The following is a 16,540-nucleotide window of genomic DNA, read 5'->3' as shown; positions in this document are numbered from 1 at the left end:
GACGCGGTAGGTGAGCCCGGTCCACGACCGCCACCACCCCGTCCACCTGCCCGGCCATCCGCACCGCGATCGGGACCTCACTGTGCCGGTCCAGCTCAACCTCCAGCCGTACGACGCCGTCGGTGACGGTCACCGCGACGGACTGCGGCCGCAGCCACAGCGATCGCACCAGCACCTCGTCGAAGAAATCCGCGCGGATCTCGTCGTCGGGGCGGGGAAGACCCGGAGCAGATCGCGGCGGGTGACGATGCCGATCAGCCGGTCCTCCTCGTCCACGACGGGCAGCCGCTCCACGCGGTGGCGCGCCATGGAGCGGGCGGCGTCGACGATGGTGTCCTGGGGGCGCACGGTGACGGCGGGCCGCGACATCCGCTGCCCGGCAGAAACGGCCCCCTCGACCCCGCCGGCCCCGGCCAGGTCGGTGCCGGTGATGACGCCGACGACCTTGTCGTCCTCGTCCACCACGGGCAGCCCGCCGATCCGGTGCCGTTCGAGCAGCGCGCCGACCTCCTCGCACGAGGCCCCGTGCCCTACCCGGACGACGTCGTCGCTCATCACGTTGCCGATCTTGCGATGCTTCATCCCCGCCTCCTCGCGGACCAGCCTCCACCGGCCACCCGCCCGCCCTCTTGGGCTGCCCGGGGTCGGGTCCGGGCCGAACGGCCCGGGTCCGGCCGTGACCCGATCGACAAAAGGGGTATGGGTCACCCGTACGGGACGAATGGATACCGGCCGAGTCAGGACGAGTGGAGAGAGGCCCATGGCCGACGCAGCAACGACGGCGCCGAACGACCTCACCGAGCACGAACTGCACGCCCTGGACGCCCACTGGCGCGCCGCGAACTACCTCGCGGCCGGGCAGATCTATCTGCTGGCCAACCCCCTGCTGAAAGAGCCGCTGCGCCCCGAGCACATCAAGCCGCGGCTGCTCGGCCACTGGGGCACCTCGCCCGGCCTGAACCTGGTCCACACCCACCTCGGCCGGGTCATCAAGGCCCGCGACCTGGACGCGATCTGCGTCTGGGGTCCCGGCCACGGCGGGCCCGCGGTGCTCGCCGGGTCCTGGCTGGACGGCAGTTACGCCGAGGTCTACCCGGACGTGAGCCGGGACGGGGCGGGCATGGCCCGGCTCTTCCGCCAGTTCTCCTTCCCCGGCGGGGTGCCCAGCCATGTGGCCCCGGAGACTCCGGGCTCGATCCACGAGGGCGGTGAGCTGGGCTACTCCCTGGCGCACGCCTACGGCGCGGCGCTCGACAATCCTGATCTGCTGGCCGTCTGCGTCATCGGCGACGGGGAGGCCGAGACCGGGCCGCTGGCCGGCTCCTGGCACGCCAACAAGTTCCTCGACCCGGTCCACGACGGCGCCGTGCTGCCGATCCTCCACCTCAACGGCTACAAGATCGCCAACCCGACGGTGCTCGCCCGGCTCCCCGAACCCGAGCTGGACGATCTGCTCCGCGGATACGGCCATGAGCCGATCCACGTCGCCGCGCGGCCCGGGGACGATCCGCTGCGGACGCACCGGGCGCTGGCCCGGGCCATGGACCAAGCCCTCGACCGCATCACCCTGCTCCAGCGCACCGCCCGCGAGGAGGACGCCGTCGAGCGCCCGCGCTGGCCGGTCATCGTGCTCCGTACGCCCAAGGGCTGGACCGGTCCGGCCGAGGTCGACGGCCTGCCCGTCGAGGACACCTGGCGCGCTCACCAGGTGCCGCTGCCCGCCGTAAGGGAGAACCCGGACCATCTGCGGCAGCTGGAGCGGTGGCTGCGCTCGTATCGCCCCGAGGAGCTGTTCGACGACGAGGGGCGCCCGCGTCCGGACGTCCTCGCGTTCGTGCCCGACGGCGACCGGAGGCTCGGCGCCAATCCGCACGCCAACGGCGGACTGCTGCTGCGCGATCTGCCCGTCCCCGGCCTGGCGCGGTACGCCGTGCCCGTGGACAAGCCCGGGGCCACCCTGCACGAGCCGACCCGGGTCCTCGGCGGGCTGCTGGAGCAGATCATGGAGGACACCGCCGACCGCCGCGACTTCCGCCTCGTCGGCCCCGACGAAACCTCCTCCAACCGGCTCGACGCCGTCTACCGGGCCACCGGCAAGGCGTGGCAGGAGGAGATCCTCGTCACCGATGAGCATCTGAACCGGCACGGCAGGGTCATGGAGGTGCTCTCCGAACACCTCTGCCAGGGCTGGCTGGAGGGCTATCTGCTCACCGGGCGGCACGGCCTGTTCTCCTGCTACGAGGCGTTCGTGCACATCGTGGACTCCATGGTCAACCAGCACATCAAGTGGCTGAAGGTGGCCCGCGACCTGCCCTGGCGGCGCCCCATCGCCTCCCTCAACTACCTGCTGACCTCGCATGTGTGGCGGCAGGACCACAACGGCTTCTCGCACCAGGACCCCGGCTTCGTGGACCATGTGCTCAACAAGAGCCCCCAGGCCGTACGGGTGTATCTGCCGCCGGACGCCAACACCCTGCTGTGCGTGGCCGACCACGTCCTGCGCAGCCGCGATTACGTCAACGTCGTCGTCGCGGGCAAACAGCCCTGCTTCGACTGGCTCGACCTCGACCAGGCCCGCGTCCACTGCGCCCGCGGCGCCGGAAGCTGGGACTGGGCGGGGACGGAGACCGGCACCGGCGAACCCGATGTGGTGCTGGCCGCCGCGGGCGACGTGCCCACCCAGGAGGTGCTGGCCGCTGCCGGGATCCTCCGCCGCCATCTGCCGGATGTGGCCGTGCGCGTGGTCAACGTCGTCGACATGACCCGGCTGCTGCCTCAGGACGCGCATCCGCACGGGATGCCGGACGCCGAGTTCGACGCCCTGTTCACCCGCGACCGGCCGGTCGTCTTCGCCTACCACGGCTATCCGTGGCTGGTGCACCGGCTGGCCTACCGGCGCGCCGTCCACCCGCATCTGCATGTGCGCGGCTACCGGGAGTCGGGCACCACCACCACGCCGTTCGACATGGTGGTCCGCAACGACCTGGACCGCTACCGCCTGGTCATGGACGTCATCGACCGCACCCCGGGGCTCGCGGTGCGCGCCGTGTCCGTACGGCAGCGGATGCAGGACGCCCGCACCCGCCACCACCAGTGGATCCGCGAGCACGGCACCGACATGCCCGAGATCGCCGAGTGGTCCTGGACCGGATAGCGGACCCCCTGACACAGCACTACTGGCGGTCGGCCCGCCAGGAGTCCGCCGGGAAGAAGCCGTCCAGGAACGGGTTGCGGAACTTCCCCGCGGGGTCGTGGTCGGCCAGCAGCCGCCCGAAGTCGGCGGCCCGTTCGTACGAGGCGACGATCCGCTCGGGGGCCACCGTCGTGAGCTTGCCCCAGTGCGGCCGCGCCCCCAGCGGCAGCAGCAGCTCCTCCATCGCGGCCACCACCTCGATGACCGCGGCGTGGTCCGGCACCCAGGTGAAGTGCAGCGCCACACTGTCCCGGCCGTACGCGGGGCTCAGCCACAGGTCGTCCGCCGCGACCGTGCGGACCTCGGACACCTGGACCACGGGCGCGATCCGGTCCCCGAGGCTCCGCAGCGCCGCGAAGGCTTCGGTGGCCGCGGTGCGCGGCAGGATCAGCTCCGACTGGAGCTCGTCGCCGTTGCTGGGCGTGAAGTCCGGCCGGAAGTGCGGCAGCCGCTCGTGCCACGGCCCGGGCGCGCCCAGCTGCTCGGTGCAGTGCAGCGGTGGCATCGCGGGCACCGGATGGTGGTGGCGGTCGGCCGGGCGGGCGCCCAGCCACGGCTGGCCCGGCTCGGGCGGGCCCGGCAGGTCCGTACGGCACTTCAGCCACACCACGCCCTCGTCCGACTGCCAGTCGGTGAAGACGCTGACGCTGTACGCGGCGGCGAAGATCTCGTCGAAGCTGTCGCCCAGCCGGTCCAGCGGCAACCCGGTCCACACCCACTGCGCCACCTCGTACGCGGGCTCGATGTCCAGCGTCATCGAGGTGACGACGCCCAGCCCGCCGAGCCCGACCACCGCACCGGACAGCCGGTCGGCCTCATTGTCCCGGCGCAGCTCGGTCACATCGCCCTCGGGACCCACGATCTCCAGACCCGCCACCGAAGCGGCCAGACAGCGCTGCACATTGCCGGAGCCATGGGTGGCGGTGGCGCAGGCCCCGGCGACCGTGATGTGCGGCAGCGAGGCGAGGTTCGCCAGGGCGTAGCCCGCGGTGTGCAGTTCCTCGGCCACCTGGGCGTAGCGCATGCCCGCGGCGATGGTGGCCGTCGAGCCGTCGGGGGCGATCTCGACCCGGGGCGGCAGCCGGTCCAGGGACACCAGATCGCCGTCGGTGTCGGCGATGCGGTTGAAGGAGTGGCCGGTGCCCAGCACCCGGACCCGGTCGGCCAGGCCGACGATCCGCCGCAGTTCGCCGGGCGTGGCCGGGTGGTGCAGCCGGGCCGCGCCGAAGGTGATGTTGCCTGCCCAGTTGGTGGTCGCTCCGGTAGTCAGCATCCGTGGGTCCTGTTCCTGCTGGGGGGCTGGGCCCGCTCCGGGCTCGGGGTGATGTGGCAAGGACCTTGGTACAGGCCCGCCCCCTGATCCGTACAGACCGCCCCGGCCGCCGCCGGATGTGACCCGGACGGAGCAACACGACGGGCCACCTGGGCGGGGGCGCGCACACGATGGTGCGGAACGCGATCGGTACCGCCGCTCGCGCACCGCTGGAGAGGGGCGGCCATGGCGGACGAGAAGGACACCGGCACGCGTGGCGGAATGCTCGGCGAACTCTGTGCCGAGTTCGCCGGCACCATGATCCTCATCCTCTTCGGCTGCGGTGTGGTGGCGCAGGTGGTGGCGGGCGGGGCGCTGACCAAGCCGGTCGGCGCGCTCGGCGACCACGACTCCATCGCCTGGGCCTGGGGGCTCGGCGTCACCCTCGGCGTGTACGTGGCGGCGCGGCTCAGCGGCGCCCACATCAACCCGGCGGTCACCCTCTCCCTGGCGGCCTTCAAGGGTTTCCCCTGGCGCAAGGTGGGTCCTTACATGGTGGCCCAGACGCTCGGCGCGTTCGTCGCGGCCCTCCTGGTGCGCTGGAACTACACCGAGGTGCTGGGCCATGCCGACCCCGGGCACACCTTCAAGACCCAGTTCGTGTTCTCCACCCTCCCCGGCAACGGGTCGCTGCCGGTCAGCGAGTGGGGTGCGCTGCGCGACCAGATCATCGGCACCGCGATCCTGGTGCTGCTGATCTTCGCCCTCACCGACCTCCTGAACGATCCGCCCAAGGCCAACCTCGCGCCGTTCATCATCGGCCTGATCGTGGTCGCGATCGGCATGGCGTGGGGCGCCGACGCGGGCTACGCCATCAACCCGGCCCGTGACTTCGGCCCCCGGCTGGCCAGCTTCATCACCGGCTACGACACCGCGTGGCGGGACCAGTACGGAAACTTCTACTTCTGGGTGCCCATCGTCGGCCCGCTGATCGGCGGACTCGTCGGCGCCGCCCTCTACAAGGTCCTGGTCAGCCGCTTCCTCCCGAAGGCCGGCCCGCAGGAAGTGGGACGCGTTCCGGCCCCCGAGGGGCCCGAGGCTTAAGGAGGCGGCATGCCGGACTTCGTCGGTGCCGTGGACCAGGGGACCACCAGCAGCCGCTTCATGATCTTCGACCACGACGGCGGCGAGGTGGCGAGGTACCAGCTCGAACACCATCAGCTCCTGCCCCGCGCGGGCTGGGTCGAGCACGATCCGGTGGAGATCTGGGAGCGCACCAACTCCGTCATGCAGAACGCCCTGCGCGCCGGTGGGCTCTCACCCTCCGATCTGGCCGCGATCGGCATCACCAACCAGCGCGAGACCACCGTCATCTGGGATCCGCGCGACGGCCGCCCGTACTACAACGCCATCGTGTGGCAGGACACCCGCACCGACACCATCGCCTCCGCCCTCGAACGCGACGGCCACGGCGAGACCATCCGCCGCAAGGCGGGGCTGCCGCCCGCCACCTACTTCTCCGGCGGCAAGATCAAGTGGATTCTGGAGAACGTCGACGGGGTCCGCGAGGCCGCCGAAGCGGGCCACGCCCTCTTCGGGAACACCGACGCCTGGGTGCTGTGGAACCTCACCGGCGGGCCCTCCGGCGGCATCCACGCCACCGATGTCACCAACGCCAGCCGCACCATGCTGATGAACCTGGAGACCCTCGACTGGGACGACGAGCTGCTGGACATCTTCGGCATCCCGCGCGCCATGCTCCCCGTGATCAACCCCTCCTCTCACCCCGAGGCGTACGGCCAGGCCCGCACCTCCCGCCCACTGCGCACCGCCACCCCCATCACTGGTGTCCTCGGCGACCAGCAGGCGGCCACCGTCGGACAGGTGTGCTTCGCCCCCGGCGAGGCCAAGAACACCTACGGCACCGGAAACTTCCTGCTCCTGAACACCGGCTCCGAGCTGGTCCGCTCGACCAGCGGACTGCTCACCACCGTGGCGTACCAGTTCGGCGACAGCCCCGCCGTGTATGCCCTGGAGGGCTCCATGGCCGTCACCGGCTCGGCCGTCCAGTGGCTACGGGACCAGATGAAGGTCATCGACGACGCCCCGGGCAGCGAACGCCTCGCCCTGACCGTCGAGGACAACGGCGGGATCTACTTCGTCCCCGCCTTCTCCGGCCTCTTCGCCCCGTACTGGCGCTCCGACGCCCGCGGCGCCATCGTCGGCCTCACCCGCTACAACACCAATGGCCACCTGGCCCGGGCCACCCTGGAGGCCATCTGCTACCAGAGCCGGGACGTGGTGGAGGCCATGGAACGCGACGCGGGCATCCACCTCGACGTCCTGCGCGTGGACGGCGGTGTCACGGACAACGAGCTGTGCATGCAGATCCAGGCCGATGTCCTCGGCGTCCCGGTCAGCCGTCCCGTCATCGCCGAGACCACCGCCCTGGGCGCCGCCTACGCCGCGGGCCTGGCCACCGGTTTCTGGCGGGACACCGATGAGCTGCGCTCGCACTGGAGCGAATCCCGGCGCTGGGAGCCCCAGTGGAGCGAGGAGCGGCGCGCGGAGGGCTACGCGGGCTGGAAGAAGGCCGTGGAACGCACCCTGAACTGGGTCCCGGTGGACTGACCCCGGCGGACCCGTCCCCACGCGGCGCGGGCGTCCCGGGGCGGCATCCCGGGGCCGACCGCGCAGGCCCCGGGACATCCCGGCGTCAGAGCTCCCGTAGCACCCGTACGTCCCACGCCCCCAGCGTGAGCCGGTCACCCGCCCCGTACTCCGTCCCCGACACCGCGTCCCGCACCGCCGCGGGCAGCGTGACGGTCACCTCCTCCCACGACCAGTTGTGCACGAACCGCACCCGGCGCCCGTCCCGCGCCGTCGCCCCCGTCGAGGTGACGGCGGGCTGGGGGAGCCGCCAGCCGGGGGTGTCCGGCGCGGTCTCCGGGGCCGCCCAGCGGAACAGGGCCTCGGCGAACGACGGATCCGGCACGGTGCCCACGTAGGTGATCCGGCCGAGTCCCAGGCGGCGGGTGGTGGCGGCCGGCCAGCGGCCGAAGTGGGGGTGGTCGTACGCCGCGAGGGGCTTTCGCCCCGGAGGCCACCAGCCCCGTCCGCCCCACCGGGTGGCACGCGCCCCGGGCGGCAGGTCGAGCGGCCCCGTGCCGCGTACGGCGAGCCCCTCGCCGCCGAGGTTGCTGAACTCGTCGTACGACACCCCCGCCGCCTCCGCGAGCCGGGCGGGCTGGACGTCCGTGCGGGCCCGCGCCTCGTGGTCGGCGTAGCCGGTGCGCGGCCCGAGGAGCAGATGCCCGCCCGCCTCGGCGTACGCGGTGAGCAGGTCGAGCGTGGCGTCGTCGGCGATGTACAGCGCGGGGACGACGAGCAGCGGGAAGCGCCCGGCGATCCGCTCCGGCGGTTCGTCCGCCAGCTGGCCCACGTGCAGGATGCGGGACTGGAGCCCGGCGTCGAAGGCGCCGCGGTAGAAGGGGTCCAGGATGCCGTGGTACGAGCGCCGGTCGGGCCCGCCGTCGGGGGTGGCGAGCGGCGGCTGCCCGCTCAGGGCCCATTTGCTGGGGGAGGAGTAGACGAACGCGGCCTCGGCGTCCGGGGTGAGCGAGGCCACGAGATCGCCCGCCTCCTCCAACTCGGCCCCAAGGCGGGCGAGTTCGGCGTACACGCGCCCGGGGCGGCCGCTGTGCGGCAGGACCCCGCCCCAGTAGGTCTCGGCGCCGAAGTGCAGCGTGTGCCAGTGCCAGTACTCGATCATGGAGGCGCCCCGCGAGATCAATGCCCACGCGGCCTGCCGCCACTGGCCGTCGTAGGCGGGGCGGTTGTTCCAGGAGTGGCCGATGGCCTGGGCGTCGGTCTCGGTGACCAGGAACGGTTCCTGCCGGGAGGAATACATCCGGTCGGCGCTCTGGTACAGGGCCCACGTGCCGGTGGCGGTCCAGTTCTGGTCGGCCGCCGAGCGGTCGGGCAGGGCCAGCGCGTCCTGCATGGTGTAGTACGGATTGCCCGCGGTGACGTCCAGCCGCCGGGTCAGCTGGTCGTCCTCCACGGCGGGCCGGTCGTAGGAGATGCAGGTGGTGACGAACTGCTCCGGCGCCGCGTACTCCCGCACCAGATCCGCCTGCCAGCCGATGAACTCCGTGGTCAGCCGGGCCTGGAAGCGCCGCCACGCGTAGTCGTACTGGGGCTGGGCGTTGCCGTCCGGCGTCCACAGATCGGCCCAGCTGGACAGCCGGTGCGACCAGTAGACCAGCCCCCACTCGCGGTTGACGGTCTCCACGTCGCCGTACCGGGACCGCAGGTCGTCCACGAAGCGCTGGAAGACGCCGTGGTTGTGGAAGAGTTCGAGACCGGGCTCGTTGTCCACCTGGAAGCCGATCACGGCAGGGTGCGAGGCGTAGTGGCCGAGGATCTTCCGGATGACCCGTTCCGCGTGGAAGCGGAAGGCCGGATGGGTGAAGTCGGCCTCCTGCCGCGCACCCCACGGGGTGCGTCGCCCGGTCCGCCGCTCGCCCGCGATCTCCGGGTACTGCCGGGCCAGCCACGGCGGTACGGCGTACGTCGGGGTGCCCAGCACGACGGAGATTCCGCGCTCCTGGGCGCCGTCCAGGACCGGCCGCAGCCAGTCGAGTTGGAAGCGGCCGTTCTCGGGTTCCCAGGTGGACCAGACGGATTCGCCGACCCGGATCACCGAGAAGTGGGCCGCGGCCATCAGGTCGAGGTCTTCCTCGAGCCGTTCGTACGGCTGGTACTCGTGGTAGTAGGCGGCGCCGAAGAGGACCCGGCCGGGCAGCTGGTGCATGGACACTCCCATTCCTCTCGCGTGCTGGGCGGTGTGGACTGCGGGGCGATGTGATGTCAGCCTTTGACGGCTCCGGTGGACAGCCCCTCCAGGAGCTGCCTGCGCAGGCGTACGAAGACGGCGACGGCGGGCAGCACCGCGAGCACGGCCCCGGCGAGCACCAGGTCGTACTGGCGGTTCTCGGCGCGGAAAAGGGTCTGGAGACCGAGCGGCAGGGTGTACTGCTCACTGTCCGAGACCAGCACCAGGGGCCACAGGAAGCTGTTGTAGCTCTGGAGGAAGGTCCAGACGCCCAGGGCGCCGAGCGAGGGCCGCAGCAGGGGCAGCACGATGCGCAGGAAGATGCGGAACTCCCCGCAGCCGTCGATCCGGGCGGCCTCCAGGACCTCGTCGGGCACGCCCTGCACGATGTACTGCTGCATCATGAAGATCCCGAACGCGGGCGCCACCCAGGGCACGATCAGCGCGAACCAGGGGCTGCCCAGACCCGTTTTGACGAGGATGACGAACAGCGGCACCAGGATCACCGCGAACGGGATCGACAGCGAGCTGAACATCACCCCGAACAGCAGCCGCCGCCCGGCGAAGCGGAACTTGGCGAAGCCGTACCCCGCCAGCGCGCACACGAACACCGACACGGCGGTGGCCGTGAGCGCGACCACCGTGGACATCAGGAACCACCGCCCGAAGGGCTGATCGCTCAGCAGCGTCCGGTAGTTGTGCCACGTCGCCGGATCGGGCAGCAGCCGCGGCGGATAGCCGAAGATGTCGCCGCGCGGTTTGAACGAGCCGCTGAGCGCCCACAGCAGCGGCGCGGTGAAGGCGGCCAGCAGGGCGGCCAGCGTCGCGTAGAGCAGACACCGGCGGGCGAGCAGGCCGAGCCGGCCTCCCGGGTTCATGGGGTTCACACCGGCCTCCCGATGCCGAGCAGCCGGTTGAAGAGCTGGCTCACGGTGAAGACGACCGCGAACAGCACGACGCCGGCGGCCGCGGCGTATCCGAACTGCTGCCGCTCGAAGGCGGCCCGGTAGACGAACTGCGCCACCGACAGCGTGGCCTCGGACGGTCCGCCGCCGGTGAGCAGATACGGTTCGTCGAAGATCTGGGCCGCCCCGATGAACGACGTCACCAGCACGAAGGCGGTGACCGGCCGCAGCGCGGGCAGGGTGACGGCGCGGAAGGTACGCAGCCGCCCGGCGCCGTCGAGCGACGCCGACTCGTACAGCTCGCGCGGCACGTTCTGGAGTCCGGCCAGGAAGAAGATGGTCAGATACCCGGTCCAGCGCCACACCATGACCAGGCAGATGCTGACCCGGGCCATCGTCGGATCGCCCAGCCAGTCCACCCCGCCGGTGCCGAACAGGGCCCGCAACACCGCGTTGGCCAGCCCGAAGTGCCGGTCGAAGATCAGCCCGAAGACGAGGGCCACGACGATCGGCGACACCACCATGGGCACGAAGTAGGCGGTCCGCCACAGATCGCGGGCGCGCAGCCCGCGGACGTTCAGGGCCTGGGCGATCAGCAGCGCGGCGGGCACGATGACCGCCACGCTCACCAGGACGTAGACCCCGGTGTTGCCCAGCGCCCGCTGGAAGCTGCCATCGGTCAGCAGATGGTGATAGTTGCGCAGGCCCACCCAGTGCGGCGTGCCGAGCCCGACCCATTCGCACAGGCTGAGCCACAGCGCCACCCCGATGGGCGCCAGCATGAAGAGCACGTACAGCAGATAGAAGGGAGCGATGAACAGATAGGGCGTCGCCATGGGGTGCTCCCGTCTACCGGCCGGCCTGGTCGCGGAAGTCCTCCGTCGCCTCGCGCAGCGCTTCCCGCGGGGACGCGTCGCCGCGGTAGGCGCGCAGCAGATGGCCGCTGAGCACGTCGTGGAGGATGGACTGATCGGGGCTCATATGGACCGGCGGAACGTCGGCCAGCAGCGTGGTGTACACGTCGAACGGCCGCTGACCGCCCAGGTACGCGTCCTCGGTGCGCAGCAGCGAGGGGTCCTCGAAGACCGAGCGCCGGGTGGGCAGATAGCCGGTGCGGCGGAAGCGGCGCACCTGTCCCTCATGGGTGAGCCAGGTGGCGCGCAGGAAGTCCACGGCGGCCCGCTCGTTCGCCGTGCCGCGCAGCACACCGAAGCCGGTGCCGCCCGCAGTGGAGGTGGCGTGGCCGCCGCGGGAGAAGCGGGGGAGCGGCCGGATGCGCCATCTGCCGGACTGTTCGGGAACGTTTGCCATCAGCCCGTACACCTTGTACCAGCTCGCCATGGCGAGCCCGGCCACCGTGCCCCGCTTGAGCGCCGCCTGCATGGCGCCGCCGTAGTAGTCACTGATGTCGATGACGAAGCCGTCCCGCAGTCCCCGGCACAGGAACTCCAGCACCTCCACCGCCTCCGGCGAGTCGAGGGTCAGCCGCTGCTCCACGTCGAACAGCGCGCCGCCGCGCTGGTTCAGCAGCATCTGGAAGGACTGCACCACCTGGTTGACGTCGCTGCCCGTCACCACCGCGTTGAGCGCGATGCCGTGGCGCCGATGGGCCAGGGCGCCCACCTCGGCGAACTCCTCCCAGGTGGCGATGTCGACGGGCAGCCGGTACCGGGTGAACAGATCGTGGCGGTAGTAGTGGACGACCAGCGGGGTGTCGGAGTCGAGGGCGTAGAGGTGGCCGTCCTGGCGGTACGGCGCGGTGCGTGCGGGCAGCAGATCGGCCGCCAGGCCCGGCACGGCGGCGATGTCGCCCGTCAGGTCGCGCAGCAGCCGTTCGGCGATGTCCCCGCGCAGCATCCGGGGGAAGCCGTTGATCTCGAACCCCATCAGATCCGGGATCCCGCGCCCGGCCACGGCCTGTGCGAGCAGCTTGGTGACGAGGTCGGCGGCGCCGGCCCGGGTCACGTCCAGCCGGTAGCGGAAGTCGGTGCGCCGGTCGGCGCCCGGTATGCCGGTGCGGAAGAACGTCTCGTAGCCCTCGTCATGAGTCCAGAGGGAGAGGGACACGGGACCGGAGGTACGGACGGCGGCGGCGCGGTGGCCCGCGCAGGCGGTCGCGCCGAGCGCGAGCCCGCCGCCGAGGAGTGTGCGTCGGGTGAGGTGCGGGGACGGTCCTCTCATCTGCGGCTCCAGAGGAGTGTGCTGCCTTGACTAAGGAGGTGGCGCGGTCGACTGACGTACCGACAGGTGCACGGGGAGGTCGGCGAGGCCGTCCGGGCGGGCCCGGCCCTCGATCCGGGCCAGCAGGACGCCCAGCGCCCGCTCGGCGAGGGCCTGGAAGTCCTGGCGGACGGTGGTGAGCGGCGGGGCCAGATACGCGGCCGCCGGGATGTCGTCGAAGCCGACGACACTGATGTCGCCGGGCACCGACAGGCCCGCCTCGGAGAACGCCCGCAGCGCCCCGATCGCCATCTCGTCGTTGGCCGCGAACACCGCCGTCACACCCGGCGTACGCGACAGCCGCAGCCCCGCCGTATGCCCGGCGGCGGGCGACCAGTCGCCCGCGTCGGGCAGCGGCGGCTCGGGGGCCCCGGCCGCCGCCAGCGCCTCCCGCCAGCCGCGCAGCCGGTCCCGGGCGGACCACCAGTTCTGCGGACCGGGGATGTGCCAGACCGTGCGGTGGCCGAGGGAGAGGAGATATTCGGTGCCCGCCCTGGCCGCCGCCACGCCCTCCTTCCCGACCACGTTGAGGCTGACCACGGGCACGTCGGTGGTGAGGTCCGAGGGGGCGCCGTCGTCGATGGGATCGGACAGGACGATGCCGTCCACGCCCTGTTCCAGCAGGGATTCCACGGCCGCGGCATAGCCGCCGCCGGGATTCTCCAGGGTGCTGGCGAGGGCGAAGGAGTAGCCGGTGCGGCGCGTCGCCTGTTCCAGGGCCATCAGCACCGAGGCGGGCCCGGACAGCGCGCTGCCCAGGGAGACGACGCCGATCCGGTGGTAGGTGCCGCGGATCAGGGCGCGGGCGGCGTTGTTGGGGCGGTAGTCGAGTTCGCGGATGACCCGCAGCACCCGGTCGCGGACCACCGCGCTGACGTAGGGCTCCCCGTTGACCACCCGGGAGACGGTCTTCTGGGAGACCCCGGCGGCCCGGGCGACCTCGTTCATCCCCGGCCCGCGGCCTTTGCGCATGCGCGTTCTCCCTTCTCGGGCCGTCTGACTACGTAGTCATGACTACGTAGTCAGGAGTGTTCTCGGGCACTTAGCCCACGTCAAGAGATCGCGCAGCCCCTGATGGCCGAATGGGCGAAATGCACCATACTTGGAAAATGAGCCCATATGGGTGTCTCGCTTCGATGGCAGGAGGAGGAGCGATCATGAAGAACAGCCAGGTGGCACTGGCGTTCACCGGCGGCTACCTCTTCGGACGTGGCCACAGGGTGGGCCTGGCGGTCACCCTCGCCGGGATGGCGGCGGGCCGGCGCCTCGCGTCCGGACACCTACCGGGCGGCATGCAGGAGCTGGCGTCCTCCGAAATCGGGCGGCTGCGCGGCCAGCTGGTGTCCGCGGGGCGGTCGGCGGCGCTGTCGGCGGCCAGTCACCGCATGGACGCGCTGAGCGATCGGCTGGAGCAGCGCGCCTCGTCGCTGCGTCCGAACGGCCACGGTCCGGACGGGCACGCGGAGGACGATGAGGAGCGCGAGCGGCGCGGGGACGGCGGGCGGTCCCGTGGTGGGGCGTCGCGCGGTGAGTCGTCCCGTGGGGAGTCGTCCCGCGGGGACCGGGCGCGGCCGTCGGGCGACCGTACGGACCGGCCCCGGAAGCGGGCCGCGGCCGAGGGCGGCCGGAGCGGCGAGGCCCGGAGCGGCAGGAGCAGCAAAGGCGACAAGGGCGACAAGGGTGATCGGTGATGGCTGAGGGACCGGACCAGCGCACGGGCGGGCTCGGCACGCTCGCCAAGGAGCTGCCCACCGAGCGGCTGATGAAGGAAGCGCAGAACCTGATCACCGCACTCGGCGAGAAGGCCCTGACTTCGGTGACCAACCTCGGTGACGGCGGCGGCTCCGGGCTCAGCCTCCCGGTGAAGCCGCTGGTCAAGGCCGGACTGACCCAGCTCAAGGAGCAGACCGTGGACAAGGCCAAGGAAGCCATCCCGGGTCTCGGCGGCGGCAAGGACGGCGACAAGGACAAGAAGCTCAAGGTCACCAACATCGTCGAGCAGATCGACGTCGGCGCCCCGATCGACCTCACCTACGACCTGTGGACCCAGTTCGAGGACTTCCCCACGTTCATGAAGAAGGTGGAGGACGTCCAGCAGGAGTCCGACACCGAGATGGAGTGGAAGGCCCAGGTCTTCTGGTCGCACCGCAAGTGGCGCGCCGAGATCATCGAGCAGATTCCCGAGAAGCGGATCGTGTGGAAGTCGCGTGCCGAGAAGGGTCACGTCAACGGCGCGATCACCTTCCATGAGTTGGCCCCCGAGCTGACCCGGATCATGGTCGTCCTCCAGTACTACCCCCAGGGTTTCTTCGAACGGACCGGGAACATCTGGCGCGCCCAGGGCCGCCGGGTGCGCCTGGAGCTGAAGCACTTCCGTCGCCATCTGATGGCCGAGGTGCTGCTGAACCCCGACGAGATCGAGGGCTGGCGCGGCGAGATTCGCGACGGCGAGGTCGTGGAGGAGGAGGACCGCGAGGCGGAGTCCGAACACGACGAGGAAGAGGCCGAAGAGGAGGAGCCCGAAGAGGGCGAGCCGTCCGAGGACGAGTACGAGGAGGAGTACGAGGAGGACGAGGAGCCGGCGCGGCCTTCGCGGCGCTGACGGGTCCCGCCCCCGGAACAGGTGAGAGTGGTGACCGTAGCAAGCCAGCAGAGTCAGTATCTGGACCGGGCCAGTTCGAGTGCCCTGGTCGACGTGGTCGACCTGATCCTGGACAAGGGACTGGTCATCGACGTGTACGTCCGGGTCTCCCTGGTGGGTATCGAGATCCTGACCATCGACGCCCGCATCGTCGTCGCCAGCGTCGACACCTATCTGCGGTTCGCCGAGGCGACGAACCGCCTCGACCTCGCCCGCAGCGGCACCGAGACCAAGGGGCTGCCCGGTCTCATGGACGAGATCCAGGAGAGCGGCGGGCGGAAGAAGACCAAGGGCGCACTGGAAGGCGTCAAGGACACCGTCTCGGACCTGCTCCAGGGCGACGAGAGCGACGAGGCCGAGGACGAGGCGGGGGAGCGGGAAGAAGCACGACGCCGGGAATCCGGTGACCGGCCCCGGCACCGGCGGAGTTCGAGCAGGGAGCGCGAGCGGTGATGGCCGAAGAGGGACGTGCCTGCTACGTATACGGGGTCGTGACCGAAGACCGGAGCGACGACGCCGTCAGGGACCTGGGCGCCGTCGGCGATCCGGACGCCGCGGTGACCCTGGTGCGCCACGGCGGCCAGGCCGCCGTGGTCAGCGAGGTGCCCGTCGACAAGCCGCTGGGCACCCCCGAGGATCTGCGCGCCCACGCCCGGGTGCTGGACTCCCTGGCGGCCAGGTCCTCCCCGGTGCTGCCGTTCCGGTTCGGCACGGTGGTGCGCGACACCACCGCGGTGACCGATGAACTGCTCAGCGAGGGGCATGACGACTTCGCGCGCGCCCTCGACCGGCTGCGCGGCCGCTCCCAGTTCACCCTGCGCGCCCGCTATGTGCAGGACGCGGTGCTGCGCGAGGTGCTGACCGAGCAGCCCGACGCCGTACGGCTCCGCGAGGAGCTCCAGGGGCTGCCGGAGGAGGCCGGGTACGACCAGCGCATCCAGCTGGGGCAGCTGGTCATGGACGCCATCGCCGCCAAACGGGCCGTGGACGCGCTGGAAGTGGACCGCAGGCTGGGCCCGCACGCGCTCGCCTCGGTGAGCACGGAACCGTCCTCCGCCGAGGGGCTGGTGAACGCCTCCTTCCTGGTCGAGGACGAACGGCGGACGGCGTTCGAGCAGGCCGCCGAGGAACTGGCCAAGCTCTGGAACGGCCGGGTCCGGATCCGTCTGCTCGGGCCCCTGGCCCCGTACGACTTCGTGGCCGACGCGATGAACCCGGCCAAGGAAGGCGAATAGCCATGGGACTGTTCTCCGGACTGGTCACCTGGCCGCTGGCCCCGGTGCGCGGCCTCGGCTGGATCGCCGAGCGGCTCCACGACGAGGCCCACCGGCAACTGTACGACCCCAAGGTGATCCAGCAGCGCCTGGAAGAGGTCGCGGAGCAGCGGGAGTCGGGGGAGCTGTCCGAGGAGGAGGCGGCCCGTCAGGAGGACGAACTGGTCCGCCGGCTGATGGCGGGCGGCCCGCCCGGCGGAGGCATGGAGGTGTGAGCC

General features: G+C 71.4%; 15 protein-coding genes. 8 read left to right on the top strand and 7 right to left on the bottom strand.

The window, feature by feature from the left end; translation table 11 throughout:
- Positions 1–129 precede the first annotated feature (129 nt).
- Positions 130–582, bottom strand: a complete 453-nt coding sequence (locus tag SSOG_RS03420; protein WP_342634268.1) for a CBS domain-containing protein — start codon at positions 580–582, stop codon at positions 130–132.
- Between the two features lie 178 nt (positions 583–760).
- Here SSOG_RS03420 and SSOG_RS03415 point away from each other — a divergent pair, with 178 nt between their 5' ends.
- The gene (locus SSOG_RS03415) at positions 761–3,154 is read left to right on the top strand and encodes a phosphoketolase family protein (protein WP_009712809.1); all 2,394 of its coding nucleotides are present in this window, start codon (positions 761–763) and stop codon (positions 3,152–3,154) included.
- Positions 3,155–3,173: 19 nt separating this feature from the next.
- Here the strand turns inward: SSOG_RS03415 and SSOG_RS03410 are convergent, their stop codons facing one another.
- Positions 3,174–4,466: an FAD-binding protein gene (locus SSOG_RS03410; protein WP_009712807.1), complete on the bottom strand. Its 1,293-nt coding sequence runs from the start codon at positions 4,464–4,466 to the stop codon at positions 3,174–3,176.
- A gap of 225 nt (positions 4,467–4,691) precedes the next feature.
- On the opposite strand from SSOG_RS03410, the gene SSOG_RS03405 reads away from it, so the two are divergent.
- Both SSOG_RS03405 and glpK read left to right on the top strand, forming a co-directional pair.
- Positions 4,692–5,549, top strand: a complete 858-nt coding sequence (locus SSOG_RS03405) for an MIP/aquaporin family protein (RefSeq protein ID WP_009712806.1) — start codon at positions 4,692–4,694, stop codon at positions 5,547–5,549.
- A gap of 9 nt (positions 5,550–5,558) precedes the next feature.
- A complete protein-coding gene (gene glpK, locus SSOG_RS03400; RefSeq protein WP_009712805.1) occupies positions 5,559–7,076 on the top strand; it encodes a glycerol kinase GlpK in 1,518 nt (505 codons plus the stop codon).
- An 85-nt stretch (positions 7,077–7,161) separates the two neighbouring features.
- Here glpK and SSOG_RS03395 read toward each other — a convergent pair whose 3' ends face one another.
- From SSOG_RS03395 to SSOG_RS03375, 5 genes are read right to left on the bottom strand one after another with little or no spacing between them, the layout of a single operon-like run.
- Positions 7,162–9,261 (bottom strand): beta-galactosidase, encoded by a 2,100-nt coding sequence (locus SSOG_RS03395; protein ID WP_039940577.1) that lies wholly within the window; start codon positions 9,259–9,261, stop codon positions 7,162–7,164.
- A 56-nt stretch (positions 9,262–9,317) separates the two neighbouring features.
- Entirely contained in the window at positions 9,318–10,160 is an 843-nt protein-coding gene (locus SSOG_RS03390) for a carbohydrate ABC transporter permease (RefSeq protein WP_009712803.1), read from the bottom strand.
- Between the two features lie 5 nt (positions 10,161–10,165).
- Complete coding sequence (locus tag SSOG_RS03385; protein WP_009712802.1) at positions 10,166–11,023, bottom strand: carbohydrate ABC transporter permease; 858 nt, start codon at positions 11,021–11,023, stop codon at positions 10,166–10,168.
- Positions 11,024–11,036: 13 nt separating this feature from the next.
- Positions 11,037–12,368, bottom strand: a complete 1,332-nt coding sequence (locus tag SSOG_RS03380) for an ABC transporter substrate-binding protein (RefSeq protein ID WP_009712801.1) — start codon at positions 12,366–12,368, stop codon at positions 11,037–11,039.
- Positions 12,369–12,398: 30 nt separating this feature from the next.
- Positions 12,399–13,379 (bottom strand): LacI family DNA-binding transcriptional regulator, encoded by a 981-nt coding sequence (locus SSOG_RS03375; RefSeq protein WP_009712800.1) that lies wholly within the window; start codon positions 13,377–13,379, stop codon positions 12,399–12,401.
- 185 nt (positions 13,380–13,564) lie between these two features.
- Here SSOG_RS03375 and SSOG_RS46580 point away from each other — a divergent pair, with 185 nt between their 5' ends.
- From SSOG_RS46580 to SSOG_RS03350, 5 genes are read left to right on the top strand one after another with little or no spacing between them, the layout of a single operon-like run.
- On the top strand, positions 13,565–14,098 hold the full coding sequence (locus tag SSOG_RS46580) for a hypothetical protein (RefSeq protein WP_050799750.1): 534 nt from the start codon (positions 13,565–13,567) through the stop codon (positions 14,096–14,098).
- Positions 14,098–15,009 carry an SRPBCC family protein gene (locus SSOG_RS03365; RefSeq protein ID WP_039940575.1) on the top strand — a complete coding sequence of 304 codons (912 nt, stop codon included), beginning with the start codon at positions 14,098–14,100 and terminating at the stop codon, positions 15,007–15,009. The genes SSOG_RS46580 and SSOG_RS03365 overlap by 1 nt, the downstream gene beginning before the upstream one ends.
- A gap of 27 nt (positions 15,010–15,036) precedes the next feature.
- A complete protein-coding gene (gene gvpJ, locus SSOG_RS03360) occupies positions 15,037–15,501 on the top strand; it encodes a gas vesicle protein GvpJ (RefSeq protein WP_425385406.1) in 465 nt (154 codons plus the stop codon).
- Complete coding sequence (locus SSOG_RS03355; protein WP_039936472.1) at positions 15,501–16,283, top strand: GvpL/GvpF family gas vesicle protein; 783 nt, start codon at positions 15,501–15,503, stop codon at positions 16,281–16,283. The genes gvpJ and SSOG_RS03355 overlap by 1 nt, the downstream gene beginning before the upstream one ends.
- 2 nt (positions 16,284–16,285) lie before the next feature.
- Positions 16,286–16,537, top strand: a complete 252-nt coding sequence (locus SSOG_RS03350; protein ID WP_009712795.1) for a gas vesicle protein GvpG — start codon at positions 16,286–16,288, stop codon at positions 16,535–16,537.
- Positions 16,538–16,540 lie beyond the last annotated feature (3 nt).

Origin of the sequence: Streptomyces himastatinicus ATCC 53653 (assembly GCF_000158915.1) — a bacterium.
In the GTDB taxonomy this organism is placed as follows: Bacteria; Actinomycetota; Actinomycetes; order Streptomycetales; family Streptomycetaceae; genus Streptomyces; species Streptomyces himastatinicus.
This window is presented reverse-complemented; position numbering and strand designations above follow the sequence as displayed.